Genomic DNA, 25804 nt, shown 5'->3' with positions numbered 1-25804 from the left:
AGCCGAGCGCTGAGGGAGGGGATCTCTGCGTCGCGGAGCCTGTCCTGAGCGCTAACCGAACGGGCTCCTCGCGATGACACCCGTTTGGGGAGTTTGGGCGTTGTGGCGCCAGAGGCCTCTGGCGGGACCCATCTGCACCGTTGCCACGCCGAACGCCTACCGCGTACGTTGACGATCCGGGCCTCCACACGATCACAGAGCGGGGGACCCGTCAGTCACCACACACGCGGTCAGGGTGCCGTTCGATATGTCCAGAACAACTCTCGCCGTGTCACTGGCGATCGCGCTGGGGCTCGGTGCCTGCACCAGAGTCGCCGGGGTTGGCGAGTCGGAACGCGCTGCGCGGGCGTGCCCTGAGGTCCCGAGCGATGTCATGCCGGCGCTGGACACGTGGAAAATCACGCTTGGCTCGGGCGAGACCGTCGAGGACCTGCTGGGCTTCGAGGACGAGCGCTACTTCTACACCGCCTGCGACGACGCCGACTGGGTGGTGTACAAAACACCGAACTCTGGAGGCACAACACCGAACTCGTCCAACACGCGAACCGAGCTACGGCATCTTCCAGAGTGGGTGCCGGAGGTCGGCGGCAGGCTAGAGGGCACGCTCAAAGTGATGCACGTCTCGACGACGGGCGATGCCCGGGTTCCGGCTGCGTTCTCTGTCGTCGTGGGGCAGATTCATAGCTCCGAAGGCCATGAGAACGAGCCCATCAAGATCTACTACAAGAAGTTTCCAGGCCACGAGAACGGGTCGGTGTTCTGGAACTACGAGATCAACACCGAGGGGGACAACTCCGAACGGTGGGACGTCTCGATTCCGGTCTGGGGGCACGATTTCTCCGTCGTAGGGTCCAGCCCGGACGACTACCCCGACGAGCCCCAAGACGGGCTGGCTCTGGGCGAGGAGTTCAGCTACGAGATCAACGTGACGGATGGAGTGATGCACGTGTCGTTCCGGCGCGAGGGGCACGAGGTCAAGACGTTCGCGAAGAGCCTGATAGCGTCTGAGTATTCGGCGCCTTCGGATGTGCCTCAGCAGGTGCTCTCGGTCTTTGCGTCGACAGGCCAGGACGGAACCGAGCGTCCAACGGCCTACGCGGGCGAGCTTCAGTACTTCAAGCAGGGCGCCTACAACCAGGCCAATGGGAAGAACCCCAAAGACAACATGGTCTGGAACACAGGCTCCGAGACCTATGGAGGCCGCGTGGACGAGCAGTACGCGAGAGGCAGCTACGCCGAGGTCTGGTTCCGGTCGGGCACGGCCGGCCCGGCGGTCCCGCGCTGACGTCTGAGAGACGCGCTCATCGTATGGAGACGATCCCCCTCTCGATGCGCCGGGTCTCGCCAGAGGCCTCTGGCGGAAGGACGCAGCCGTACGCAGCGGCGCCTACAACGTCATCCCGAGCGCAGCCGAGGGATCTCGATATGGAGGTTCAGTCCGGCGCGACCGTTCTCGTGGCGCGGGGGACCGAGTTGAGACCCCTCGTCGCTTCGCTTCCCGCGGGGTGACGCTGTAGGAGAGCCGGGTGCATGGTGCTACACCGTGCAACGCCAGAGGCCTCTGGCGATGCAAGGGCAAGCGCTACGTGTCGCGCCTCAAGCTCCTGACGCTGAGCAGGCCGACCAGAACACCCACGGCGAGCGCCGCCACTGCGGCTCCGAGCGCCAGCGTCCCGGTGGTCCGGATCGCGACGGCCTGAAGGAGCACCGCGCCGAGGAGCGCCAGCGAGATCGCCCCCCACGACATCTGCTTTACCTGTCGCGCCTGCTCCTCCGCGCCCACACGGATAATCAGCAGCGTCACCGCCACGACGCCAAACAGAAACCCGAACAGGACCATCCCGATGCCCACGACCGGGGAGGCGAAGGCCTCTGGCGCGAGCGCATAGCCCACCGCAGCGGCCATGCCCCACCCGAAGATGTTGAGGTGGACCGGGACCGAAAAGGCCGCGAGGGCGGAGAGGGGAGAGCGGGCCATGGTGTTGGGTGAGGCCTCTGGCTCCGGAGGCGTTGGGTGTGGCGAGGGGATGCCAGAGGCTGCACGGCTTGCCCGTGCGTCACGCGTGGATTGACTCGTGTTCAGTCCCCCTCTCAGCGCGGGGCTGCGGTGTCGCATCTCGCGACCCTCCAACCGCGTCATTCCCGCGAACGCGGGAATCCAGAGTGACGAGCAACGCAGGCGCCAGAGGCCTCTGGCATGCAGGGAGGGAAGAAGGCGAAGATGGCAGCCACTCGCGCGCGTCCGGCGCTTCTCAGGCCAACGGGTAAGATTCCCCGGTACCCTGGATTCCCGCCTTCGCGGGAATGACGAGTGGTGGGCGGGGCGGTCGCGTGCGAGACGATCAGCGAACGCACGCTTCCGCGAGGCACAGACCCAGACGAGTGCTCTGGATTAGCGGCCCGCGTCCGAGGGGGACGCATCGCCGCCAGAGGCCTCTGGCGAGGGAGCGTTCTTGACGTACGTCTCCAGCCACTGGTCCTCCTCCCAGAGCATGTGCAAGAGGGATTCGCGGGCGGAGTAGCCGTGGCTCTCGGCCGGGAGCAGGACGAGGCGCGCGGTCCCGCCCAGGCCCTTGATGGCGCCGTAGAGGCGTTCGGACTGGATGGTGAACGTGCCCGGGTTGTTGTCGGCCTGGCCGTGGATCATCAGGATCGGCTCGTCGATCTTCTCGGCGTGCATGAATGGGCTCATGCCGAAGTAGAGCATCGGGTCGTCCCAGAAGGTGCGCTCCTCGCGCTGGAAGCCGAACGGCGTGAGCGTGCGGTTGTAGGCGCCGCTTCGTGCGATGCCCGCCGCGAAGAGATCGGAGTGCGCGAGGAGGTTGCCGACCATGAACGCGCCGTAGGAGTGCCCGCCGACCGCCACGCGGTCCGGGTCCGTGACGCCTCTGGCGACGCCCGCGTCGATGGCCGCCTGGGCGTTCATGACGAGTTGCTCGCGGAAGGTGTCGTTGGGCTGGTCGTCGCCCTCGCCGACCACCGGGAAGGAGGCGTCGTCCAGGACGGCGTAGCCCCGCGTGACGAAGGGGACGGCGCCCCAGTAGCTGACGTACGTGAACTGGTACGGGCTGTCGGACCGCTGTCCGGCCGCGTCGGCGCTCTTGAACTCGGTCGGGTAGGCCCAGACGAGGGTGGGCAGCGGGCCGTCGCGCTCGGCGTCATATCCCGCGGGGAGGTAGAGCGTGGCGCTCAGCGGCACGCCGTCGGCGCGCTCGTACTCGATGGTCTCCTTCTGGATGTTCGCCAGCTCTGGGTACGGGTGCGGGAACGCCGTCACGGCGCGGCTCTCGCCAGAGGCCAGGTTGCGCACGCGGTAGTTCGGCGGCTCGGTCACGGTCTCGCGCCGCGTCATGAGGGTTTGGCCTCTAGCGTCGAGAAAGGCGACGGGGGACTCGTAGTACGGCGCCTCGGAACGGAAGACCTCTTGGGTCTCGCCAGAGGCGAGGTCGCGGCGGACGACGAACGGCCGGTTGCCCTCGGCGGAAGCGCCCTGGCCGGTCCAGAAGGTGGCGTCTCCGTCGAGCGTGAGCACGCGCGCACCCGTCGGCGTGGCCTCGGTCATGGGGCGGCCGGGGTCGTTGTAGCGGTCCTCGAACGAGACGGTGAACAGCTCGCGCTTGGCGTCGCTCTGCGACGGGTCGACCACGTAGGCGCGCCGCGTCCGGTCGCTCCACATCGACTCCTCCACGATCGCGGTGTCCTCATCGCCCCACGTGATGCCGCCGTAGCGGAGCGGGAGCGTCACGAGCGGCGTGGGCTCGCCCGCGAACGGCGCGGCGTGGGTGTAGACCTGATCGCGCACCTCGGCGGGAGCACTCGCGTCGCCGCCGTCCTGCGCCTCGGTCCACACGAGCGTCGCGGGCACGTCCGCGCGCCACCCGAACGAGCGGGGGCCTGTCGGGACCGAGCCGAACGCGATGGGCACGCGCTCCGCCAGCGGGTTCTCCGCCGCCACGTGCACGCTTTCGCCAGAGGCCACGTCCCAGACCTCGACGCGGACGGGGAAACGGTACCACGGCACCAAGTACGAATACGGCCTCTGGCGGGTCTCGGTCATCAGCAACCGTCCGTCCGGGGAGGGGGAGAGGCTGGTGTAGACCGCATCGGGGCCGAAGCGCTGGGTGCTCCCGTCCAGCCCCACGACCATCAGGCGCGAGGTCATGTAATGGTCGAACAGCGCCTCGTCCTGCGGGCTCGCGAGAAGGTCCTGGTACGTCCGCGCAGGCGCGGCCTCGCCGTCGCTCTGTTGCACCACGGGTCCGGTCGGGACCCTCGCCTCTTGCGCCAGAGGCGCGCGCCCCTCGGGCACGGTCCGCACGACGAGCGCATCACTCGACGGCAGCCACTCGAACGTCGAGCCCGGCGCGGCGTCGTTGACGGGCGTCGCCAGGAGCCGTCGGCCGCTGGCGCTCGCCACGTCGACGGTCCAGAGTTCGATGCGGTCGTCGAAGTCGGTCAGCATCGCGAGGTGCCGCCCGTCGGGGCTCCACTCGGCGGAGCGGAACGTGGCCTGGGGCGGCAGGCCCGAGACCGTGCGCGCCTCGCCGCCCATCACGGCTTGGAGCGCGACGCCCGTGTAGCCGTTCGCGCGCGAGGGGCCATTGGTGCGCGGGTTCACGCGGCTGCCCGCGAGCCCGATCTCGGGCTGCGACAACTCGGCGACCGACGGCGCCCCGCTCCGCTCCAGCAGCGCCATGGTCGAGCGGTCGGGGCTGAGGCTGACGGCGGGCGTCCGCGGCGCGTCCACGAGCGCGGCCAGTTCAGGCGCGGGCCGCTGGTAGGTGAGGTCGTCCTGCGCCGCCAGAGGCAGAGCGATCAGGAGCGCGAAGGTGGGGGCGAGAAAGCGGAGCATCGGGGCCAATGGGGAGACCCCGGAGTCTACAACGCGCGTCCGCCTCCAGAGGCCTCTGGCGCCAGAGGCCCGGTGACTCTACGCCGCGTCTCGGCGCGTGGCGCGCCGCAGCGCCACCACGGCAAAGGCGCTGCACAACGCGCCGACCGCAGGCCCTGCCAGCGCCATCGCGCGGCCTGGCAGCCCGCCGGCGTAAAACGCGACCACCGCGAGCAGCGCCGCTCCGCCCACCGCCATCGCGATCTCGCCCCACGTCATGCCGTCGGCGGCGTTCATTCTCTCCGGCAGGCCCAGCTTGAGCACCAGCAGCATGGCCGCCACGACGGCGTAGAGGAAGCCAAAAAAGATCAGCGCCAGCGAGACCAGCTTGAGGTCGTACCACTCCGGCGCGATCACAAAGATGGCCGCCGCGGCGATGCCCCAACCGAGGATTGTGAGGTGGATGGGGACGGTGGCGCGGGTGAGGCTCTTGATCATCGTAGGGCTCGCATCGGGAGAGGGCACGCAGGCGCCAGAGGCCGAATCCTACCACGGAACGGCCTCTGGCGCGTCACAAACCGCTCCGAGAGGTTGGCGCCCTACCCAGACGGGTGTCATCGCGAGCGAAGCGCGGCGATCTCATGCCGCCAGGCGTTGGATCACCAGACCGTTGCGCTCCGCGTGTGGACGGCACCCTGGGCGTGGTCGGCGGCCTTACTCCGCTGCTCGGATCCAGTCCACCTCCAACTCGAACGGCCCGTCCTGTCCGTCCGCGATGTACAGCGCGACGCTCTCCACAGCGTCCAGCGCCAGAGGCTCGGCCTCGACCGGCTCTCCGTGGACCGTGGCGCCGAGGCTGGAGAACGGGACACGGACGGTCTGCCAGTCCTCGGTTGTCGGGAAGTCGCCGCGGCGTGCGACGTCCTTGCCGTCGATCTGCGCACCGTCGTGGACCTCGACCTGGAACGTGCGGCCGCCGCCGCGCACGCGGAGCTCGACGGCGCTGTACTCGCTCAGATCCAGACGTCTCTGGGCGCGCGTTTGCGAGAAACCGCCATCGCGCGTGACCAGCGTGCCGGTAAAGCGGAGCGTGCCGCCCGACACCTCCACGCGGCCGTTGGAGTGGCCGCCCATCACGGTGTCGTCCTCTACAGTCCAGGTGGGGGCATCGGGTGCGTCGAAATCAAACAGCGTCATGGGAGCGGGGGGGAGGGCCTCTGGCGCGCCAGAGGCGGGATCGCTGGCACAGGCGGCCAGGAGAAGGGCGACGAAGAGAACGCGCATAAGCCAGATGGTTTTAGCCTCTGGCGGAGGCCGCGGAGTTTTATGCCAGGCCGCACGCCTCTCGGAGGTGGTCCGCCACGCGAAGCGCGTTGGCCACGATGGTAAGCGTCGGGTTCGTGGCGCCGGAGGAAGGAAAAACGCTCGCGTCGGCGATGTAGAGGTTGTCTAGATCGTGCGCCTTGCCGGTCACGTCGACCACGCTCGTGGCCGGGTCCTCGCCCATGCGGCACGTGCCGCACTGGTGGTTGACCACGCCGAGCGGCATCGGCACGCGGATAAACCGGTCGAAGCCGCTGGCGCGGAGGGCCTGTTCCAGCACGTCCATCAGCTTTTCCTGAGCGGCGCGGTTGGTCTCGGTGTAGGCGAGTTGGATGCCGCCATCCGGTCCCAGGGTGATACGGTTCTCCGCCAGAGGCAAGTCTTCGCCCTGCACCCACCAGTCGACGGAGTGCGCGGCGATCTGGCGGAGCTCGTCGTCGGAGAACGTGCCCTCGGCCAGGTCTTGCTTGATCTGCCACCACGCGTGCTTGCCCATCAGGTGGATGTGGCCGAGGGGCGTGCTCTCCCATTCCGGGTCGCCGGGGACGCCGAAGTAGAAGTCGTTGACGGCGAGAGTCTTCTGGAACTGCGTCGGGTTGGGGGTGCCGCTCGCAACGGTGTAGAACTTCGAGGTCACGTGACGCATGAAGTGCCGGCCAACGGCGCCAGAGGCGTTCGCGAGGCCCTCCGGGTGCTGCTCACTCGCGGAGCGGAGCAGGAGCGCCGCCGAGTTGACCGCGCCCGCGCACAGCGCGAACGTGTCGGCGGTAAACGTTTGCGCCTCGCCCTCCACCGTCGCCTCTACGGCGGTGACCGTCCGGCCGCTGGCGTCGGTGACGAGCCGCGTGACGTCGGCGCCGGTCACGAGCGTGACGTTGTCGAACGCCGCGGCGGGTTTGACCGTCGCTACCTCGGCGTCGCACTTGAGGTGCAGGAGGTCCGGGTAGCCATCGAACGCCGCGTGGCCCATGGCCTCGAACGTCTCGCGCAGGATAAACGGCCCGCTCCCGGGGTTCTCCTCGCTCATCTTGACGCCCATCGGTAGCTCGAACGCCTGGACGCCGCTGGCCTGTAGGCCTCTGGCGACCTCCGCGATTCGCGGCGCGTGTTCGATGGGTCCGTGGGGGAAGCCACCGGGAGCCGGCGGCTCGAACGGGTCGCTGCCGCGCTTGCCGTGCACGTGGTAGAGCGCTTCGGCGCGGTCGTAGTACGGCGCGAGGTCCTCGTACGCCAGAGGCCAGGCAGGAGAGAGGCCGTCCAGCGTCTGTAATTCCTCGAAGTCCTCGGGGCGGAGGCGAAGAAGGGCCGAGCCGTACACCTTGGTGTTGCCGCCGAGCCAGTACCACATGCCCGGGTTAAACGTCTCGCCGGTCTGGGCGTCGGTCCAGGTCTCGTCCGCCTTGTACTTCCCGTCCACGAACAACGCCTCGGGGTCCCAGTTGGCGGCCTCTCGCGGGAGCGAGCCCAGGCGGTTCAGGAGCAGGATCTTTTTGCCGGTCTCGGCAAGGGACAGCGCGAGGGCGCCGCCTCCGACGCCGGCGCCAACGATGCAGACGTCGTAGTGCAAGAGAGTGGGGACGAGAGGAGGAGAGGGAAAGCAGACTTGAAACAGGCCGCCGCAGATCCCCACGGCCGCTGGCGCCAGAGGCCTCGATGCAACCGGCGAGCTCAGCCGCTCCAGGGCTCCTGGAAGTCGGCGTAGAGCGTGAGTCCGCCGTCGGCGAAAAGGGTCTGGCCGGTGACGTAGCGGGCGTCGTCGGAGACGAGGAACGCGGCCATGCGCGCGATCTCTTCCGGCTCCGCGATCCGCTTCATCGGGATGTGACTTTCCACGACCTGCGTCGCCTTCTCGTCGTGCAGCCAGCTCTGGATGGGCGTGCGGGTGGCGCCCGGCGCGATGGCGACCACGCGGATGCCGCGGTCGGCGTACTCCAGCGCGAGCGTTTCGGTGATCGCCTGGACGCCGTACTTCGAGACCGCGTACGAGAGGTAGTGCGGCCGTGGAATCTTCTGGTGCACGCTAGAGACGTTCAGGATCACGCCGCCAGAGGCGTCAAGCGCCTGAGTGATGAACTCGCGGGCGCACAGAAAGGTGCCGCGCAAGTTGACGTCCAGAACGGCGTCGAAGTGCTCCGCCGTCGTCTCGTGCGAAGCCGGCTCCTCGATCTGGATGCCGGCGTTGTTGATCAGGATGTCGATCGTGCCGCATGAAGAGCCGACCTGCTCGAACATGGCCTCGATCTCGGCCTCTCGCGTCACGTCCGCGCGGACGAGCGAGCAGACGTCGCCCGGCTCCGAGCCCACGGCGACCGCGCTGCCCTCGCCTGGGACGCTCCCGCTCGGCCTCTGGCGCTCGCGGAGCGCAGCGCCCTCCGCCGCTGCGGCGAGGGCGAGCCGGCGGGTCTCTTCGGCGTTTTCCCGCTCGCGCTCGAACGGGTAGTTGATGGCGACGCGCGCGCCGCGGCGAGCGAGCTCGATGGCGATAGCGCGGCCGATCCCTGTGGAGGCGCCCGTCACAAGCGCGACGCGTCCCGAAAGGTCTGACATGGACTTCTGCGTGTGTTCTTGGCGCCAACCCGGCCTTTCCAGACGGGGTTTCGCGTTCCGCGTAGAGATTCCTGTTCCAACACACTCTCAGGGATCACACTACACGCCAGAGGCCTCTGGCGCGGCGTAGCGGCCATTCGCGAGTGTGCTCAGGATCCCTGGCTGTTGAACACGAAGCCGGTCAGGATGGTGACGTCGGTTTCCTCCACGCCCAGCGGTGGCTGGCTGTCATAGCGTACCAAGCCGCGGAGGCGCACCTTCAGGTACTCACTCACCTTCAGGTCCAGCCGCGATTCGGAAAAGATGCGGTAGTCGCTGATCGCCTCCAGGCGTGGCTGCGCGTACACCACGCTGAACGCCTCGGCGGTATCGCTCACGTCGACCCGGAGCGCGAGGTAGTTGCTCCAGCGGAACGCCTGCGTGGGGTCCTCCATGGCCTCTGGCGCGAGCTGCTCAAACTCCAACATCGGCGTCGTCCCGAGCGCCACGCCGACGGCTTCCGTCTCCACGAACTCCAGCCGCACGCCTCCTCCGAAGAGGTAGCGGTGCTCCAACAACTGCTGCGCATTGCGCTCGGCCTGGGCAAACACCTCGCCGACGACGAGCGGCGTGAGCTTGCTGTTGTAGCGGACGTGCGCAAACATGTTGCTCACGTCGGTGTCGCCGTTGGCCTCCGCGAGGGTGTAGCGGGCGAGGGCGAAGCCGGACTCGCGCCCTTTGGTCGCGTCCAGCCGCGCTCCGAGGGAGAGCTGCAAAAAGTCTGTGTTGCCCGCTGCGTAGCCGCCCCCGGCGTCCAACTGGAGGTGCAGTCCTTCCTGGTTCCGCTTTCGGAGCTGCTCCGTGTTGATCTGCGCCCGGGTAGGCATAGCAAAGGCAGCGAGGAGTACAACGAAGAGGACGCGCATCGAGAAACAGGACGAGGAGGACAGGAGGCTACTCCTCAATACGGCCTCTGGCGCGATCCGGGGTCACCCGCGCCAGAGGCCGCGTAGGTTCTCGGCCCCGCTCCCGCCCCGATGGCCGCTTCTTCCCCGCACGCCCGCCTTGCAGACCAGCTCATGGACCGCCTCGGGCGCGAACTTCTGGGCGAGCCGCTCCAAGCCCGCGGCTGGACGTTCGGCTTCGACCGCGCGCGCCGCCGCCTCGGCGCCTGCCGCCCGCGCCAGAGGCGGATCACGCTGTCGGCGCCTCTGGCGAAGGTGCTCTCGGCCGCGGACATCGAGGACACGCTCCGCCACGAGATCGCGCACGCCATCGACGTGGAGCGACGCGGCCGAACCAACCACGACGCGACGTGGCAGGCGCTCGCCGTGGCGTGCGGGGCCTCCCCGGAGCGCCTGTTCGATGGCGACGTGCCGGAAAACCCCGACGCGCCATACGCCTCTACGTGTCCGTCGTGCGGGGCCTCTGGCGATCTGTACCGGCAGCCGGTCCACCCGCGCCGGTGCAAGGCTTGTCGGAAGGCGGGGCTACCGTCGTACCACCACGTCGTGCACCGCGCTTCGGGTCGCGTGATCTGGCCGGGCGGCGAGACACCGGGACCGTACGGCGGGACGGCGGGCGTGCAAGCCACCTGCCCCGGGTGCGGAACGGTGACGCGCCGTGCGCGCCGCCCTACGCGCGCCCAGGCCTGTGGCCCGTGCTGCGCTCAGCACGCGGGCGGACGTTTCGATCCCCGCTTCACCCTGCGGTGGTCGCGCCCTTCCTAGGCCTCTGGCGCCAGAGGCCGGATGTTTCTCCAAGAGGCGCCCGGGATTCGCCAGAGGCCGGGGCTTAGAGCCCGCGCTCGCGGAGGCGCTCGCAGATCGAAAGGAAAAACGCCCGCGAGTCGAACGAGGAGCCGATGGACAGCCCGATGCCGATCTGCCGCGCGTGGTCGGCGTCGAGCGTTTCCAGGCGCTCACCCCACCAGGCGCCGTCAGTCGGCACGATGCCGTCGTTGACGCCCTGCGCGGCGTAGAGGATGCGGTTTGTGAGCGCGAGCGACGGCGTGATCGAGACGTCCGTGCCCTTGCCCGCGCGGCCTACGATGGAGGCGCACCACGCGCCCGGAATGGTCTCCTCTGGCGGGAAGAGGTCGGCGACGGTTTCCGGCGTGAGTTCGCGGAGCGCGCCGAACGAGTCCGGCGGCTCCAACTCGTAAGCGGCGCGGCCTACGAAGTCCATAAACGCGACGGCCCACGAGCGTAGCCGCTCGGGCCGGTCCAGCACGAACTGCGCAAGCGCCGTGCCCCGGTGCGGCGTCGAGACCGTCACGACCGACGCGATGCGGTCCGCCCAGCCCATCTCGCGTGCCAGCCAGCGCGCGTCCAAGCCGCCCGACGAGAAACCGATCAGGTTGAGTTTGTCCGCGCCGGTCTCCTCCATCGCGCGCTCCAGGTGCTCCGCCCACGTGGCCGAGCGGACGGCGACAGTGTCGTACGGGTTCGCGTGCGGCGCGTAGGCGTGGATGCCTCTGGCGCGGAGGTACATCGCCTCGCGGTGAAGCACGCCGCCTTGCAGCACGTTCGCGAGCGCGCCGAAGCCGTGCAGCAGCACGACCGGGTAGCGCGTGGGCGTAAGGGGTGGCTGAGGTGCGGGCACCAGTTCCACCGCCCTACGGGCGACGGCTTCGGCGCCCTTGGCGAGGCGGGTTCGGCTTCTGGCGAGTCGGGACGGCATGGGCCGCGTACGCGGCCGCCAGAGGCCGGTTCGCTCAAGGGCGTTTGTCTAACAGCCGCCGGGGCGGCACGTATCGCTCTGCATCTCTTCGTGCGACGGCGCCCCGCAATGAGGTGTAAGGCCAGAGATGGCGCCTCGGCCGCTTTCGAGCGTGTAATGCACGTCAATCGCGATGATCACCTGATTCGCCGGGCACGTTCGCGTTTGCTCCCACTCTCTGCAGTTGGAGCGCGAGAGCAGGTAGTCGTTGCCGGGGAGCGCTTGGACGCTTCCTTCGCCGCTTTCGGTCACGCGCGCCCGGCCGAGGCGGAGCCCTTTTACGCGGTAGTTGGCACCGTTTCGATCGTTCGAGCACACGCGAAGGCTCCGCAGCGCCGGGATGCGGGTGCCCTGCGCGGGCGTGGCCGCGCCGATGCGCTCCCGGCTGCTAGACGTGGGGCCGGCAGAGCCACAGACGTCGAACTCCTTGCTCGCGCGGTATTGAGCGTTCTGCCAGGAGTAAAACACCTTCATGTAGCAGGGCTTGTCGTTCCGCTCGCCCATCTCGATCGCGTAGATCGGACCGCCTCCGAGGCCGTCGTGCGCGCGTCCGAGAACGCTGCGGTTTCCCGTCCGGCCTGAAAGGCCCGCCGACGTTCCTCCGCTCGGCCTGTACCTCCAGACCATCTCGGGTCCATCGTCTGTGGGTGCCGCCGCAGGCTGAGGCGCCCGACGGATGGGCGACGAGGACAGAATCTGGGCCGAAGCGGGGACGCTGCAAAGCAGCACAAAACCGACCAGTAGGAGGGAGCGCATCACAGGGGGCGTAGGTGGAGAGGGAGCAGCACCGCCGCGGGTGCCACCTCTCTACTCATGCGACGCTTTCGCCCGTACGGGACCACGCGGGACTGGCGTGGCGGCTCCGCCGCCAGAGGCTTACAGCCCGAGGCGCACGCCTAGTTGATGCAAGCCTCCGAACTCGCCCCAGCCCACCCGCGCGTAGTCGATCGTCACGCGACGCGTCGCGATCCCGAAGCCGACGTTGAGACCCGCGAGGTCCAGCCGTCCGCCCGTGCGGAGCCCCTCGGCGCGCCCGGGGTGGTAGCCAGCCCGCAGCGCGAGCGCCTTGCCGAGCTGGAGCTCGCCGCCAGCGGCCACGTGACGCAACGCCTCGTCCAGTGCGGAGCCGCTTTCGTTCTCGTAGTTCTGGAGCTCATGCCCCGAGAGGGTGATGGTCAGCGGGAGGTACTGCAGCCGCTTCGAGATCCCCACCCGTAGGTCGATGGGAAGCGCTGCGTCGTCCGCTCCGAGCGAGGACGTGACCGCCCCAATGCCGTGGGCCGAAGCCGAAAGCGTCAGCAGCTGGCTCGGGACCGAGTACGCCACGCCGAGGTCCGCCACGAGCGCTTGGCCGCTGGCGCCATCGACGCTCTCGAACAGCGCGTGCCCCGTCGCGCCGACCCGCAAGCGGCGGTTGACGTCGTACGCGTAGCCCAAGCTCACCGCCGCTTCGTTCGCCCCAAAGGTGTCATCGGCCGTGCCGTCCTCGTCGGCGCGGTCAAACTCCCCGTAGGAGAGGTAGCGCACGCCCAGCGCGAGCCGCCCGACGCTCGGGATCTCACGGGCGTAGGTCGCGAATCCCGCGCTCACGCCCGCCAGGTGGTTGAGGTAGCCCAGCGAGAGCTGCTTCTCGGCCTCTGGCGCCAGGAGCGCCGGGTTGGCGTAGAACGCGCCGGGGTCCGAACTGGGGAGCGCCGTCACGGCGCCGGCGAGGGCGGCCGATCGGGCCGAGGGGTCCAGCCGGACGAGGTCGAACGAGGTGTCGCGGCTGTCCTGCGCCGCCAGAGGCTGGGCGAGAAGCGCGGCGAGAGCGAGCGAGGAGAAGACGCGGAGCGCCAGAGGACGGGGCATCGAGCAGCGCGCGCAGTGCGCGGAAATCGGGAGGTCGGGTCCGTCTCGAACGTCTCGGGGGCGCGAGGGGGCTGGCGTCGTCAAAGCTACGACGCGCGCCAGAGGCCGTCAGGGCACGCCGGCGTCCCTGGCCTCTGGCGGCTCGGGCGTTGCGGGAGCACGTGGGCAGTCTTGACCCCACCAACTGTGAACCCGGAACCCGTGGCATCCGAAGAACGCACGGAAACACGTTCGTCGGCGGAACGGGCGCGCATCCCGGCCGTGGCACGCCCGTTGCGCTAGAGGCGCCGTCGTAGCTTCGCCCGGTTGACAATCGTTCTGGCCGGGCGCTGAGCGGCGCCCCCACATTGACCCCGGATTTATTCCATGCTGAAGACCCTCCAGAAACTGTTCGGCGGCGATTCCAACGACCGCGAGCTTAAAAAGCTCTGGCCCGTCGTTGAGGAGATCAACGAGCACGCCGACCGCCTCCAGAGCCTCACGGACGAGGAGTTGCAGGCCAAGACCGCCGAGTTCAAAGCCCGCATCCGAGAGGCCGTCGCGCCCATTGAGCAGGAGCAGGCCGAGCTCCGCGCCCGTCTCCGCGCCGCGGGCGACGACGCGCCAGCGGCCTCTGGCGACGGCCAGACCGCGGCGCGAGAGGCCCTGAGCGTCCGCGAGCGGCAGGACCTCTACGCCGACCTCGACGACCTGGAAGGGGACTGGCTGGACGCCGCCGAGGACGTCCTCGAAGACATCCTCCCCGAGGCGTTCGCCGTCGTGAAGGAGACCTGCCGTCGCTTTGTCGGCAAGTCGTGGGAGGCCGGCGGCACCACCGTCGAGTGGCAGATGGTCCCGTACGACGTGCAGCTCTTGGGCGGCATCGTGCTCCACCGCGGGTCGGTGGCCGAGATGCGCACGGGCGAGGGCAAAACCCTCACGGCCGTTGCGCCGCTCTACCTCAACGCCCTGGTGGGGCGCGGCGCGCACGTGGTCACCGTCAACCCGTACCTCGCGCAGCGCGATGCGGAGTGGATGGCGCCCATCTTCGGCTTCCACGGCATGACCGTGGACTGCATCGACAAGTACAAGGCCCACACGCCCGGCCGCCGCGCCGCCTACCGCGCCGACATCACCTACGGCACGAACAACGAGTACGGCTTCGACTACCTCCGCGACAACTCGTTCGTCGTCGAGGCCGACCAACTCGTCCAGCGCGAGCACCACTACGCGATCGTTGACGAGGTCGACTCCGTCCTCATCGACGAGGCCCGGACGCCGCTCATCATTTCCGGCCCCGTCCCGCAAGGCGACACCGACGAGTACCAGGAGTTCAACCCGTACGTCGAGCGCCTCGTGCGCGACCAGCAAAAGCTCGTCGCCGGCTACGTCATGGAGGCCGAGCGCAAGCTTTCCGAAGCCGACGCGCAAGAGGCCTCTGGCGACAAAAAGGCGGCCACCCGCCTGCGGGAGGAGGCCGGCCTCGCGCTGCTCCGCGCGCAGCGCGGCTACCCGCGCAACAAGAAGCTTATCAAGATGAAGGGCGAGCCCGGCGTCGAGCTTCTGATCCGCAAGATTGAGGGCGTGTACCTCCAGGACTCCGCCAAGCGGATGCCGGAGGTGGACGAGCCGCTGCACTTCGCCCTGGAGGAGAAGATGCACCAGCTCGAAATGACCGATAAGGGCCGCGAGTTCATCGCCAAGCAGGCGGGAACGGATACGGACTTCTGGGTCATCCCCGACATGGGCTCCGAGGTCGCCGAGATCGAGCGTGAGTACGAGACCCGGAAGGCCGAGATGGTCGAGGCTCTCAAGACTGATTCCAGCCTGGACGACGAGAAGCGCCAGAACAAGCTGCAAAACGACCTCGCCGTCCTGAAGAACGAGACGGAGGAGAAGAAGCGCCAGCTCTACACCGCCTACTCCGAGCGCTCCGAGCGCATCCACGCCGTCAACCAATTGCTCCGCGGCTACACGCTCTACGAGAAGGACGTGGAGTACGTCGTCGAAGACGGCAAGGTGATGATCGTTGACGAGCACACCGGCCGCGTCCTGGGTGGCCGCCGCTACTCCGACGGCTTGCACCAGGCCATCGAGGCGAAGGAAAAGGTCAAGGTGCAGGCGTCTACGCAGACGTACGCGACGATCACCATCCAGAACTACTTCCGCCTCTACTCCAAGCTTGCCGGCATGACCGGTACGGCCGAGACCGAGGCCGAGGAGTTCGACAAGATCTACAAGCTCCCCGTTATCGTCGTCCCAACGAACAAGCCGGTCATCCGCGATGACCGCGAGGACTGGGTGTACAAGACGAAGCGCGCCAAGCTCAAGGCCGTGCTCGAGGTCATCCGCGAGTACCACGAGAAGGGGCAGCCGGTCCTCGTCGGCACCGCGAGCGTGGAGTCCTCCGAGACCATCGCGCGACTGCTTCAATTGGAGAAGATCCCGCACCACGTCCTCAACGCGAAGGCCTCTCGCGCCGCGTCCGAGGCCGAGATCGTCGCCGAAGCCGGTAAGCGCGGCGCGGTCACCATCGCCACGAACATGGCCGGCCGTGGAACCGACATCAAGCTCGGCGAAGGCGTCAAGGAGATGGGCGGGCTCGCCATCATCGGGACCGAGCGGCACGAGAGCCGCCGCATCGACAACCAGCTCCGAGGCCGCGCCGGCCGCCAGGGCGACCCCGGCGTGAGCCGCTTCTACGTCTCCCTCGAAGACGACCTCATGCGCCTCTTCGGCCACGACCGCACCGCACGGATCATGGACAAGCTGGGCATGGAGGAGGACGAGGTGATCGAGCACAAGTGGATCACCAAGGGCATCGAGCGCTCGCAGACGAAGGTGGAGCAGAACAACTTCGCCATCCGCAAGCGGCAGTTGGAGTACGACGACGTGCTCAACGCGCAGCGCGAAGTCATCTACGACCGCAGGATGCACGCCCTCTCGGGCGAGCGCCTGCGCGGCGACATCCTCGACATGCTCCGCGGCCTCGCCGAGCGGATCGTGGGCGAGCACTTCGCCTCTGGCGACATCGAGGAGATCCAGGAGGACATCCGCCGGACGCTCGCCTTCGAACTCGACGTGGACCAGCAGACCGCGTACAACCTCGGTGAGGGCGGCTTGGTGGAGCGCATTCTGGACGAGGCGACGGCGCACTACCGCCGCAAGCGCGCCGCGTTGGCCCGCCCGTTCTACGAGAGCGCGCGGCAGATGATCGAGAACACGCCCGAAGGCGCCGAGGCGCCGAAGCGGTTCTTCGTCGACTTCTCCGACGGCCGCCGCGTGCTCCGCGCGATGGTGCAGGCCGAAGACGTGCTCGCCACCGAGGGCCAGGAGATCAACGACGCGCTGGAGCGCTCCGCCGTGCTCTCCACGATCGACTCCAAGTGGACCGAGCACCTCCGCGACCTCGACGAGGTCAAGGAGGGTGTGGGCCTCCGCGCCTACGGGCAGAAGGACCCGCTGATCGAGTACAAGATGGAGGCGTACCGTCTCTTCAAGGAGATGATCACGGCCATCGACGAGGACGTCGTCGGGCTCGTGTTCAAGGCCGGGCCGCTGATCCAGGGCGACAGCCAGGGCCAGGCCGCGCGCCGCGTCAAGGAGGTCAGCAAGCCCCGCTTGGACGAGCGCCGCGCCACGACGCAGCACGCCGCCGGCGATCCCAACTACGCCGCCACGTTCGGGGCCTCTGGCGCCAGCGGCCAGAGCAGCGCCGAAAAGGACCCGACCGTCAAGGCGGATCCCGTCGTGGTCGGCGAGCAGATCGGGCGCAACGACAAGTGCCCGTGCGGCTCCGGCAAGAAGTACAAGCACTGCCACGGGCGCGGATAGCCCCGCCAGAGGCCCGCGGTCCCATGCTGCTCGGTATGGGATCGCGGACGCCTCAGGCGCACGCCGAGGCTACCGCACGACGGTAACGGACTGCGTCACGGTCTCACCTGCGGACTGCGCGCGAACCACGTACGCACCCGTAGCCACCCTTGAGGCCTCCCAGGGCAGCGCGTGCCACCCGGCGGCGTGCTCCCCATCGGCGAGGCGTGCCACCTCTCGCCCGAGCGCGTCGAACACCGTTACGCGGACGGGCCCGGCCTCCGGCACGCCTAGCCGGAACGCCGCACGCGTGTGGACGGGGTTGGGCCATGCCGGCGAGAGCGAGAGCGCGCTTGGGAGGTCCGGCCCGCCTTCGGCGCCCACGGCGACGGTCGTCGTGGCCTCCGCATCGGTCTTAAAAGGCTCTGCATTGCCTACGGCGTCTACTGTGAGACTGTAGAACCCATACACGCTCCCCGGTTCGCCCTCGAACACGAACGTCGGGGTGTCTGACCGCGCGACGAACTCAAAATCACCGCCGTTGCGAGAGGCGAATAGTGCATACTGCTGCACACCGGAGTCCGCGTCGCTCGCGCTCACGGTGATCCGGATGGGGTTCTCCACCGTGGCGTCCAGCGCCGCCACGGTGGATGCCGGGGCCTCGCGGTCCACGGTGTTCGTCCAGACCGGCGTGACGATGGGTTCGTTCACGTCGAAGACGATCTCGGCGCGGTTGCTCACCTCGGCGCCAGAGGCCAGTCGCTCATGCGCGGAGACGACGAACGAGACGCTGCCCTCGCCTTCCGGTGAGGTTTGGTTGGGAGGGAGGAAGCCCACCGTTCCGTCTTCTGGGAGGTCGCCCGTGTCGGGGTCCAACGTGAGGAAGTGCCACACGGCGCGCCCGGTAGTCGGGTCCAGGCTAGCGGTGATGAGCAGCGTGGCATCGAGGTCCGGCGAGAGGTCCACCTCGGTCTCGAAGCTCGTGGCCCCTGGCGGAGGCATCACGGTCTTGTCTGCGCCCCACCGGATCGGTCCGAGCGAGAACGTGTCGAGGTCGAACGCCGCCGTATCGAGCGTGTCCACGATGATGACCTCCTGGGCCGGGAGAGAGGCTGTGGCGAGGTTCTCGAAGCGAATCGTGTACGGCGTCGTAACCGTGGAGGGGTCGTAGTAGCGGGCGCTACCGAACCCCGCCGGGCCGAACTTGTCGTTGGGGTCGAAGGAGCCTCCTGTCTGGCCGCACGCCCCTCCGGTCCCCGGTCCCTGCGCGGTCGTGCCAGCCGGGACCGCCGGCGGGTAGCGCTCGCAGAAGTCGGTGCGTGGGAGTGAGCCTTCCGCTTGTCGGTCACAGATGACCTGCCGGGAGTACAACCCCGAGGACCGCATAAACGACATCGTCGAGATTCCCGCTGCTACGATTCCGCCGGCGCCAGCGGATGTGTAGCCCGCCGCGCTCGCCGCCTCGGGGATGATGACCGCCAGCGAGAACCCCCCGAACTCCGAGACGGCCGTGCTAGTGCTGGGCTGGATGTCCGACCCGTAGTATCGGTTGAAACGTGCACCCTGGTCGTACATCCGGATCAGGTCCTCAGCCGAGACATCTTGAATGGGCGGGATCACGTCGTCGTCGGGGGGGCAGTCGTCTTCGGGCGCCGGGTTGGCGAGCGAGACAGCGGCCAGTGAATAGTTCGCGGGTGGGTACTCGTCAACGTGCGCCGCTAATGCGCCCATCAGGAGACCGAGGTTGAACGGCGTGTCGGCTTCGAAATCCCCGCTCCAGGTGGCCGGGTTGTTCCCATCGGGTGGGAACAGCTCGTAAGCCACGCCTACGTCGTCCCCGATAGAGAGCGGTGAGGTGGGCCGGACACGAACGCGGAACGAGTTCGCAGAGCCTGCGGGGAGTTTCTTGAAGTACAGCGGGACCGATTGCACGCCGGGCACGGCTGGCTGCACGAGGGTTTGCAGGTTGGCGGGACGATCGCTGAGGTCCAAGATCCCGTCCATGAACTCGATCTCGGCGCCGTCAGTGATGCGGAGCACCAAGCCCACGTCGTAGATGTCGGCGTCAGCGTCGTTTCCTAGGAAGACCGTGTACGTGCTCCATCGGCCAAACCGCGGCGCCGGCGTGCCCGCCACGTCAGCCCAGACGCGGACGCGGCGCTGGGCAGGAACCACTTCGAAGGCGCCGGCCAGCGTGGCCGTCTCGCCGCCCTGCACCACGACGACATCGTAGCGCCCGGGCGGAGCGAGGGCGAGGTCGAACACGACGCCGAGGCCTGCCGCGCCGCTGGCGGCCTCCACGCGTGTGGCCGGCAGCGTGACGGCCCCTACCAAATGGACGGTAGCGCTGGCATTGAGCGCCGTACCCAAGATGGTGGGTGAGATCGTCCCCGCGTTCTCGCCGCGCGCGGGCACAACGCCGCTCACCGCCAGCGCGTCGGACGATGGGGCGTCGCGAATCACTACGGACGCTTCCGTCGAGCCGTCGACGGGCGAGGCATCCCCGCTGGGGAGGAGCCGGAACGTCACAGTTTCCGGCCCTTCGCTCGCGTCCGCATCACGCCTCGCGAACAGCGAGACGACGGTCTCGGTGGTGCCCGGCTGGGTGCGGAGCACGCCTCCGCGCGCGGTGAGCGTGTAGTCCGCTACGCGAGTGGCCGTGCCGTCGGTCTCGAAGGCGATGCGGAGAGGCTCGGGCGAGGCCGGGTGGCGAATGCGGAACGATGCGGGCTCGCCCTCGGAGACCTCCGCAGCGCTGGTGGCGACGGTGGCCCCGGCGACGGCCCGGAGCACTACAGCCCCGGGGTTCGACGTGTCGACCACGAACGTGACGCCGCCTGCATCTCCTTCCACCTCAATGGTCTCGAAGATCCCTTGTGGCAGGTTATTGCGGAGGTCGGTCACAATGGTCCACTGGTCTCCGAACGATGGCGTGAAGCCGTCCGCCAGCCGGATCACCAGTGTGCCGCCGAGGTAGATCGTGAACTGCGTGGTGACCACATCGCTCGCGCCACCCGCGCCGACGTCGATCATGAGGCGGGCGTCACCTTCGGTCGGGGACAGCCGGAGGCTGCTCGAGAGCGCCAACGTGGCGATGGGCTGCTCCGGGGTACCGGGGCTGAGCGTGCCTTGGAGCGGCGGGCCGATGTAGATCTGGGCCGTCTCGCCGGCCCCCGTCAGGAGCACCCCCGCCCCGTAGTTCTCGGCGGGCTCGTCGCGGAAGAAGAACTGTCCGTCGAGCACCCGGAGCTCGGAGCCGGGCCGGCCGCGGAGCAGGCCCCGGAAGCTGCTCGTGTTACCGCCGGTCTTCGTTACCAAGCCCTCGTTGACGAACAGGCCCGACCCTGAGAACCCGCCGGGACCCACGAGGTCCACCGTCGCGCTGGTGGCGTTCGTTACCGAGGACCCCTCGCGAACTATCAGGCTTGAGCCATCAATGCGAAGCGTACCCTCGTTGAGGAGCGTCGCGTCAGTGAGACCGCTCCCGCTGCTGATCACAGTGAGGGTGGTCCGGTTAACGAATGGGCCTCCGGAGAGCGTCGCGTAGCCTCCACTTCCGGCGGCCATCGTGAACCCGTTGCCGCCGAGGTCGAGCGTGGTTCCTGTCGCAGTGGTCTGCATCTCTGCGCGGCTCAGGCGAAGGGATCCCTGCACGTCGCCGGAGAGCGTGCCCGAGGTTTTGATCACACCCGAGAGGCCACCGCTGTTGGAGGTCGTCAGCAGCACCTCGCCTGTCTCAGCCACGTCGAACGCCACATCCTGCCAGACGCCCTCGCTCATCTGGAGCCGCACGTTGGCTGCCACCTCGACCGTCGCGTTGGTCAGATCGACTGGCACCTGGATACTCTGGGACCGCGACGACGAGGCGTCGAGCCGCGCCACCAGCCGACCGGCGCTCATGATTCGGCCTCCATCCGGGCCGCCGGAAATGCCGGCCGTGTCCACCAGGTCGAGCAGGCCGCTGGCGGTGTTCTCGAACCGTGCGCCCTCGGCAAGCGAGAGGTTGGAGTTGTTGGCGATGCGGAAGGTACCCTCGTTGCGGAGCGTGGCCCCTTGGAGCTGGGTGGTGCGAGCCTCGATGGTGACGAGGCCGACGTTTCGGAGGATGCCGCCCTCGCTCGCGAGTGTCGTTCGGCTCCCGCTGCCGGCGAAGAGCCGCAGTCCCGTGCCGCCCACGTCCAGGGTCGCTCCGGTCGTGGCGGCCATGAGCGTGCTCCCGCTACTGAAGGTGAGCGCTCCATCGATGTCGCCGGAGAGCGTGCCTTCCACCGTGAACACGCCCGAGAGGCCGCCGCTGTTGGAGGACGTGATCGACACCGAGGCGGCCTCGGCGATCTCGAACGAGGCGTTGCGGAGCGTGCCCTGGCTCATTTGGAACCGACCTGCCCGCACGCGGATGAGCCCTGCCTCGACTTCGACGGGGGAGTAGACGCCCGCGTTGTTAGGGGCGTCCACTTCGAGGGTGCCGCGCACGCGGATGAGCCCGGTCCCGGTACCCGCGCTGGCCCCGGTGCCCATGCGAAACACGCCGCTCTCGGCCACGTCGAGCGTGCCGCCGGTCGTGAGGAAGGTGACGCCGTCGGGAAGCTCCACGGCTCCCTCGACGACGAGCGTGCCAGTGCCGCCGTCGAACACGAGGCCGTCGCTGCCGCCCGGCGTGCGGTTCAGGAACGTCCAGCGGCCGTTCGTGCCGACGGTCCCGTCGCCGCTCATCGTGATGCGGCTGTTAGTCGTGAGCGTCTGCGTGCCGCTGGCGCCTCCGATGACCAGTCCGGCCAGCGCCTTATCCCCGCGGCTTGCGGTGACGGTGTAGCTGCCCGCCGCAGTGATGCAGGCCACGTCCGCGTCGTCCGGAACGCCGTCTGTCCAGTTGGCGGCGGTTTCCCAGTTGCCGTCGGCGGGCGCGGCCCAGGACGTGGTGCATGGCTGCGCCGCGGCGCCAGAGGCAAGGGCTACCGCGGTGAAGGCCACGAGAGCGAGGGAGGAGGGAGTGAGCATGAACGGGGAATGGTGACGGCCAACAGAAATCGGAATCCCGGGGCAGATCGGCTCATGCCCAGGGCGGAGGATCTGCGGTCGTGCGCGGAGCCTGGCCTCTGGCGCCCCCCGTCCACAGGAGGCCTCGTCTCATTTTCGCCACCGCCTGACGCAGGACCCCCCGTTTCGGTTGTAGCCTCTGACGGTGCCGCCGCCGGAGCGCCAACTTTCGGGGTGTGACACCACGCCGCCAGAGGCCCGCCCGAACCTCGCCGCCCTCACCAACCGCCCCGCGAAGCAGCCATGCTGCGAAGCCTTTACATCCGCGATTACGCTCTGATCGAAGAGCTCGAGGTCGAATTCGACAGCGGGCTGAACATCATCACGGGCGAGACGGGCGCGGGTAAGTCGATCCTCCTGGGCGCGCTGAAGCTGCTCTTGGGCGAGCGTGCGAGCACGGAGGCGCTCCGGACGGGCGCCAAGAAAGCCGTCATCGAAGGCGTGTTCGACAACGCGCACGAGGGGCGCCTGCCGGCGCTGTTGGAGGCGCACGAGATCGAGCCCAACGCGACGGGCCTTCTCACGATCCGCCGCGAGGTGAGCGAGCGCGGCTCCCGCGCGTTCCTCAATGACACGCCCGCCACGCTCGACGTGCTCCGCGACGTGGCGAGCAACACCATCGACCTTCACGGGCAGCACGAGCACCAGAGCCTCTTGCGGACCGAGACGCACGTCGAGTTGCTGGACAATTTCGGCGGGCTCGGCGGCTTGGTGAGCACCTACCGCACGCGCTACGACGCGCTCGCGGCGCTTCAGCGCCAGAGGCGGGACCTCGTTACACGCAAGGACGAACTCGCGCGGCAGAAGGAGCTGTACGGCTTCCAGATCGAAGAGATCGACCGCGTCGAGCCGGTCGTGGGGGAGACCGATGATCTCGAAGCGGAGCGGCGCGTGTTGGAAAACGCGGAGACCCTGTTTGAGGCGACCGCGGCGCTCTACGAGAGCCTGGGCGAGAGCGACGACGCGCTATATGACCGGCTCGTGGTCGCGCGGAACCAGGTCCAGGACCTCGCGCGGATCGACGCCACGTTCGAGGACACGCTGGGGGAGATCCGCGGCGCCGAGGTCATGCTCAAAGAGACGATGCAGTTCCTCCAGGACTACAACGCGCGCATCGAGTTCAACCCGGAGCGGTTGGACGAAATCCGAGAGCGGCTGGGCGAGCTGGACTACCTGGAGCGGAAGTACGGCGGGACCATCGAGGCCGTGCTCGCGCACCGCGAGGACATCGGGCAGGCGTTCGACTTGGCGGCCAACTTCGACAAGGCCATCGAGAAGCTGGACTCGCAGGTAGACGACGCGAGCGAGGCGCTCAGCCGCGCCGCCTACCGGCTCTCACAAAAGCGCCACGAGGTCGCCGAGCGCATCGAGGCCATGATCGCCATCGAACTCGCCGCGCTCGGCATGCCGCACGCGCGCTTTGAGGTCCGCTTCGCGCTCCAAGACGACGCGAATGGTTGGATCGCGTTTCCCTCTGGCGCCAAAGAGCGTCGCGTGGCGGCCTTCCCGGCCGGCGCCGACCTGGTGGAGTTCTACATCTCCGCGAACCTCGGCGAAGACCCGAAGCCTCTGGCGAAAACGGCCTCGGGCGGCGAGGTGAGCCGCATCATGCTGGCGCTCAAGACGATCCTCGCCAAGTCCGAGCGGCTCCCGATCCTCGTCTTCGACGAGATCGATACGGGCATCTCCGGCCCCATCGCGCGGCGCGTGGGCGAGAGCATGCGCGGACTGGCGGCCTACCACCAGATCATCGCGATTACGCACCTGCCGCAGATCGCGAGCCTGGGCGACGTGCACTTCTCGGTCGAGAAGCACGTCTACGAGGGCCGCACCCGGACGCGGATCCGCACGCTGGACGAGTCGGAGCGCGCCGAAGCCGTCGCCCAACTCCTCTCGGGCGATGACCCGACCGAGGCCGCGCTCCAGAGCGCCCGCGAGCTCATCGACGCCGGCCGCGAGATGGAGCGCGATGCCTGAGCCTCTGGCGGACGAAAACCGACCCGCGGCGGAGGACGGACGGCCTCTGGCGCCAGAGGCCGCGCGCCCGCGCATCGTCGTGATCTCCGGTACCAACGCGTCCGGCAAGAGCCGGCTCGCGCTGGACCTGGCCGCGCGTCTCGGCGGCGAGATTGTCAGCGCGGACTCGCGGCAGGTCTACACCGGGCTCGACCTCGGGACCGGCAAGGTCACGCCCGAGGAGCAGGCCCGCGTGCCGCACCACCTGTTGGACGTGGCCGATCCGCGCGAGCGGTACACGCTGTTCGATTACCAGCGCGACGCCTACGCAGCGCTGGACGACATCCTCGCCAGAGGCAAGGTCCCCTTCATGGCGGGCGGGACAGGGCTGTACGTCAACGCCGTCGTGGACGGCTACGCGCTCGTAGACGTGCCGGTCGATCCCGACCTCCGCGCCGAGATCGAGCCTCTGGCGCCAGAGGTGCTGGCCGCGCGCCTGGAGCGCGATCACCCGGAGTACGCGGCCATTACGGACCTCAACAACCCGCGCCGGCTGGTCCGCGCGATCGAGGTGGCGAGTGCAGGCGTAAGCGTGGATGACTTTCACACGAAGCGGCCGCGCTATAGCGCGCTCCATTTCGGCGTGACGTGGCCTCGCGAGGTCCTGGCCGATCGCATTGAGGAGCGGCTGGACCGTCGCCTCGCCGACGGCATGGTCGAGGAAGTCGAGGCGCTGCTCGCCTCTGGCGTGACGCACGAGCGGATGCTCGAACTCGGGCTGGAGTACCGCTCCGTCTCCGAGTACCTCCGCGGCGAGTGGCCAAGCCTGGACGCCATGAAGGCCGAACTCGCGATGCAGATCCGGCGCTACGCCAAGCGACAGATGACCTGGTTCCGCAAGCGGACCGACATCGAATGGATGGACATGAGCGCGCCGGACGTGGACGCCCTCGAAGCCCGCATCCGCGCGTTTACGGCCGCCTAACGCCTCTGGCGCCAGAGGCTCACGCCAGGTCCAGGATTGTGTAGGTGAGGAGGTACAGCTCCGCCAGAGGCACGAACAGGCCGAAGGCTGCGCCGGCTACGACCTGTCCGACGGTGTGCGCCCGGATCTTGACGCGCGCCCACATCAGGACCGGCAGCAGCAACATGAGCGGGGCGGTCGTCGCGAGTGTGAGCGCGGCCTCCCAGTCGGCGGGCAGGTCCCGCCAGGCGACGAGCGACACGAACAGGAGCCCGCTCACAAAGGCAGCGAGACCGGCCATGTGGATCGAGATCTTCCACCAGTGCGTGATCGCGATCAAAATCAGCGTGTTGACCGGATAGATGAGCGCGAACGCGACCAGCACCGCCGTCGCCGTGCCCGTCGACGCGCCTAGCGCGACGATGCCCACGAGGTACGAGCCGACAGCGACGAGGAGCGGGAACCGCCGCCGCGTCCGGTCCCGGATCTCGACCGACTCGGCCCGGCCCTCGCGCACCATCCACAGCAGCGCGAGCAGTGGCACCACGCAAAAGAACGTGACCGAGAGCGCGAACACCCACGCGACTTCCAGAGGGGGCGCCCCGAAGTGCCACGAGACGAGCGTGAACGCGATGGGCGGAAACGCCAGCGGGTTCAGGAAATACGACAGCGCGTTCGCCACCCGCTCGGCGCGCGTCGAATGGGGGCCGACGTGGCTCATGGCCTCTGGCGGAACAGGAGAGGGGCCATTGCCAGCGACGCGCACGTCCCCGGCGCCAGAGGCCTCTGGCGCCAGCGGCTCG

At 68.5% G+C, this 25804-nt stretch carries 18 protein-coding genes; 6 read left to right on the top strand and 12 right to left on the bottom strand.

Annotated features, from left to right (window positions below):
* Positions 1 to 268 precede the first annotated feature (268 nt).
* Positions 269 to 1285 (top strand): polysaccharide lyase family 7 protein, encoded by a 1017-nt coding sequence (locus tag BSZ36_RS08235; protein WP_218827611.1) that lies wholly within the window; start codon positions 269 to 271, stop codon positions 1283 to 1285.
* Positions 1286 to 1308: 23 nt separating this feature from the next.
* Positions 1309 to 1509 carry a hypothetical protein gene (locus BSZ36_RS18910; protein WP_143536816.1) on the top strand — a complete coding sequence of 67 codons (201 nt, stop codon included), beginning with the start codon at positions 1309 to 1311 and terminating at the stop codon, positions 1507 to 1509.
* Positions 1510 to 1582: 73 nt separating this feature from the next.
* Here BSZ36_RS18910 and BSZ36_RS08230 read toward each other — a convergent pair whose 3' ends face one another.
* From BSZ36_RS08230 to BSZ36_RS08200, 7 genes are all read right to left on the bottom strand, one after another.
* Complete coding sequence (locus tag BSZ36_RS08230) at positions 1583 to 1978, bottom strand: hypothetical protein (protein WP_094547766.1); 396 nt, start codon at positions 1976 to 1978, stop codon at positions 1583 to 1585.
* A 414-nt stretch (positions 1979 to 2392) separates the two neighbouring features.
* Positions 2393 to 4852, bottom strand: a complete 2460-nt coding sequence (locus tag BSZ36_RS08225; RefSeq protein ID WP_094547764.1) for a S9 family peptidase — start codon at positions 4850 to 4852, stop codon at positions 2393 to 2395.
* Positions 4853 to 4930: 78 nt separating this feature from the next.
* Positions 4931 to 5356 (bottom strand): hypothetical protein, encoded by a 426-nt coding sequence (locus BSZ36_RS08220; protein ID WP_143536815.1) that lies wholly within the window; start codon positions 5354 to 5356, stop codon positions 4931 to 4933.
* Between the two features lie 189 nt (positions 5357 to 5545).
* The gene (locus BSZ36_RS08215; RefSeq protein ID WP_094547760.1) at positions 5546 to 6115 is read right to left on the bottom strand and encodes a CIA30 family protein; all 570 of its coding nucleotides are present in this window, start codon (positions 6113 to 6115) and stop codon (positions 5546 to 5548) included.
* A gap of 40 nt (positions 6116 to 6155) precedes the next feature.
* Positions 6156 to 7721: a GMC oxidoreductase gene (locus tag BSZ36_RS08210; RefSeq protein WP_094547758.1), complete on the bottom strand. Its 1566-nt coding sequence runs from the start codon at positions 7719 to 7721 to the stop codon at positions 6156 to 6158.
* A gap of 101 nt (positions 7722 to 7822) precedes the next feature.
* Positions 7823 to 8701 carry an SDR family oxidoreductase gene (locus BSZ36_RS08205; RefSeq protein WP_094547756.1) on the bottom strand — a complete coding sequence of 293 codons (879 nt, stop codon included), beginning with the start codon at positions 8699 to 8701 and terminating at the stop codon, positions 7823 to 7825.
* A gap of 149 nt (positions 8702 to 8850) precedes the next feature.
* A complete protein-coding gene (locus BSZ36_RS08200) occupies positions 8851 to 9606 on the bottom strand; it encodes a DUF481 domain-containing protein (protein ID WP_094547754.1) in 756 nt (251 codons plus the stop codon).
* A gap of 111 nt (positions 9607 to 9717) precedes the next feature.
* Between BSZ36_RS08200 and BSZ36_RS08195 the strand changes: the two genes are divergently transcribed.
* Positions 9718 to 10410 (top strand): SprT-like domain-containing protein, encoded by a 693-nt coding sequence (locus BSZ36_RS08195; protein WP_094547752.1) that lies wholly within the window; start codon positions 9718 to 9720, stop codon positions 10408 to 10410.
* A gap of 64 nt (positions 10411 to 10474) precedes the next feature.
* Here BSZ36_RS08195 and BSZ36_RS08190 read toward each other — a convergent pair whose 3' ends face one another.
* The 3 genes from BSZ36_RS08190 to porQ all read right to left on the bottom strand — a co-directional run bounded on the left by BSZ36_RS08190 (position 10475) and on the right by porQ (position 13252).
* Entirely contained in the window at positions 10475 to 11362 is an 888-nt protein-coding gene (locus BSZ36_RS08190) for an esterase/lipase family protein (RefSeq protein WP_143536814.1), read from the bottom strand.
* Positions 11363 to 11410: 48 nt separating this feature from the next.
* On the bottom strand, positions 11411 to 11875 hold the full coding sequence (locus BSZ36_RS08185; protein ID WP_143536813.1) for a hypothetical protein: 465 nt from the start codon (positions 11873 to 11875) through the stop codon (positions 11411 to 11413).
* Between the two features lie 402 nt (positions 11876 to 12277).
* Complete coding sequence (gene porQ / locus BSZ36_RS08180) at positions 12278 to 13252, bottom strand: type IX secretion system protein PorQ (RefSeq protein WP_094547747.1); 975 nt, start codon at positions 13250 to 13252, stop codon at positions 12278 to 12280.
* A 366-nt stretch (positions 13253 to 13618) separates the two neighbouring features.
* Here porQ and BSZ36_RS08175 point away from each other — a divergent pair, with 366 nt between their 5' ends.
* The gene (locus BSZ36_RS08175; RefSeq protein ID WP_094547745.1) at positions 13619 to 17065 is read left to right on the top strand and encodes a preprotein translocase subunit SecA; all 3447 of its coding nucleotides are present in this window, start codon (positions 13619 to 13621) and stop codon (positions 17063 to 17065) included.
* 69 nt (positions 17066 to 17134) lie between these two features.
* Here BSZ36_RS08175 and BSZ36_RS08170 read toward each other — a convergent pair whose 3' ends face one another.
* On the bottom strand, positions 17135 to 22042 hold the full coding sequence (locus BSZ36_RS08170; protein ID WP_094547742.1) for a beta strand repeat-containing protein: 4908 nt from the start codon (positions 22040 to 22042) through the stop codon (positions 17135 to 17137).
* Positions 22043 to 22324: 282 nt separating this feature from the next.
* On the opposite strand from BSZ36_RS08170, the gene recN reads away from it, so the two are divergent.
* Together recN and miaA are read left to right on the top strand one after the other, a co-directional pair.
* Entirely contained in the window at positions 22325 to 24058 is a 1734-nt protein-coding gene (recN, locus tag BSZ36_RS08165) for a DNA repair protein RecN (protein WP_094547740.1), read from the top strand.
* Positions 24051 to 25022 (top strand): tRNA (adenosine(37)-N6)-dimethylallyltransferase MiaA, encoded by a 972-nt coding sequence (gene miaA, locus BSZ36_RS08160; protein WP_094547738.1) that lies wholly within the window; start codon positions 24051 to 24053, stop codon positions 25020 to 25022. Before recN ends, miaA begins: the two co-directional genes overlap by 8 nt.
* 19 nt (positions 25023 to 25041) lie before the next feature.
* Here the strand turns inward: miaA and BSZ36_RS08155 are convergent, their stop codons facing one another.
* Entirely contained in the window at positions 25042 to 25767 is a 726-nt protein-coding gene (locus BSZ36_RS08155) for a hypothetical protein (protein ID WP_143536812.1), read from the bottom strand.
* Positions 25768 to 25804: the final 37 nt, after the last annotated feature.

This window comes from Rubricoccus marinus, assembly GCF_002257665.1.
GTDB classification, from domain to species: Bacteria; Bacteroidota; Rhodothermia; order Rhodothermales; family Rubricoccaceae; genus Rubricoccus; species Rubricoccus marinus.
Note: the sequence above shows the minus strand (reverse complement) of the source record. Positions and strands in the feature narration are given on the sequence as shown.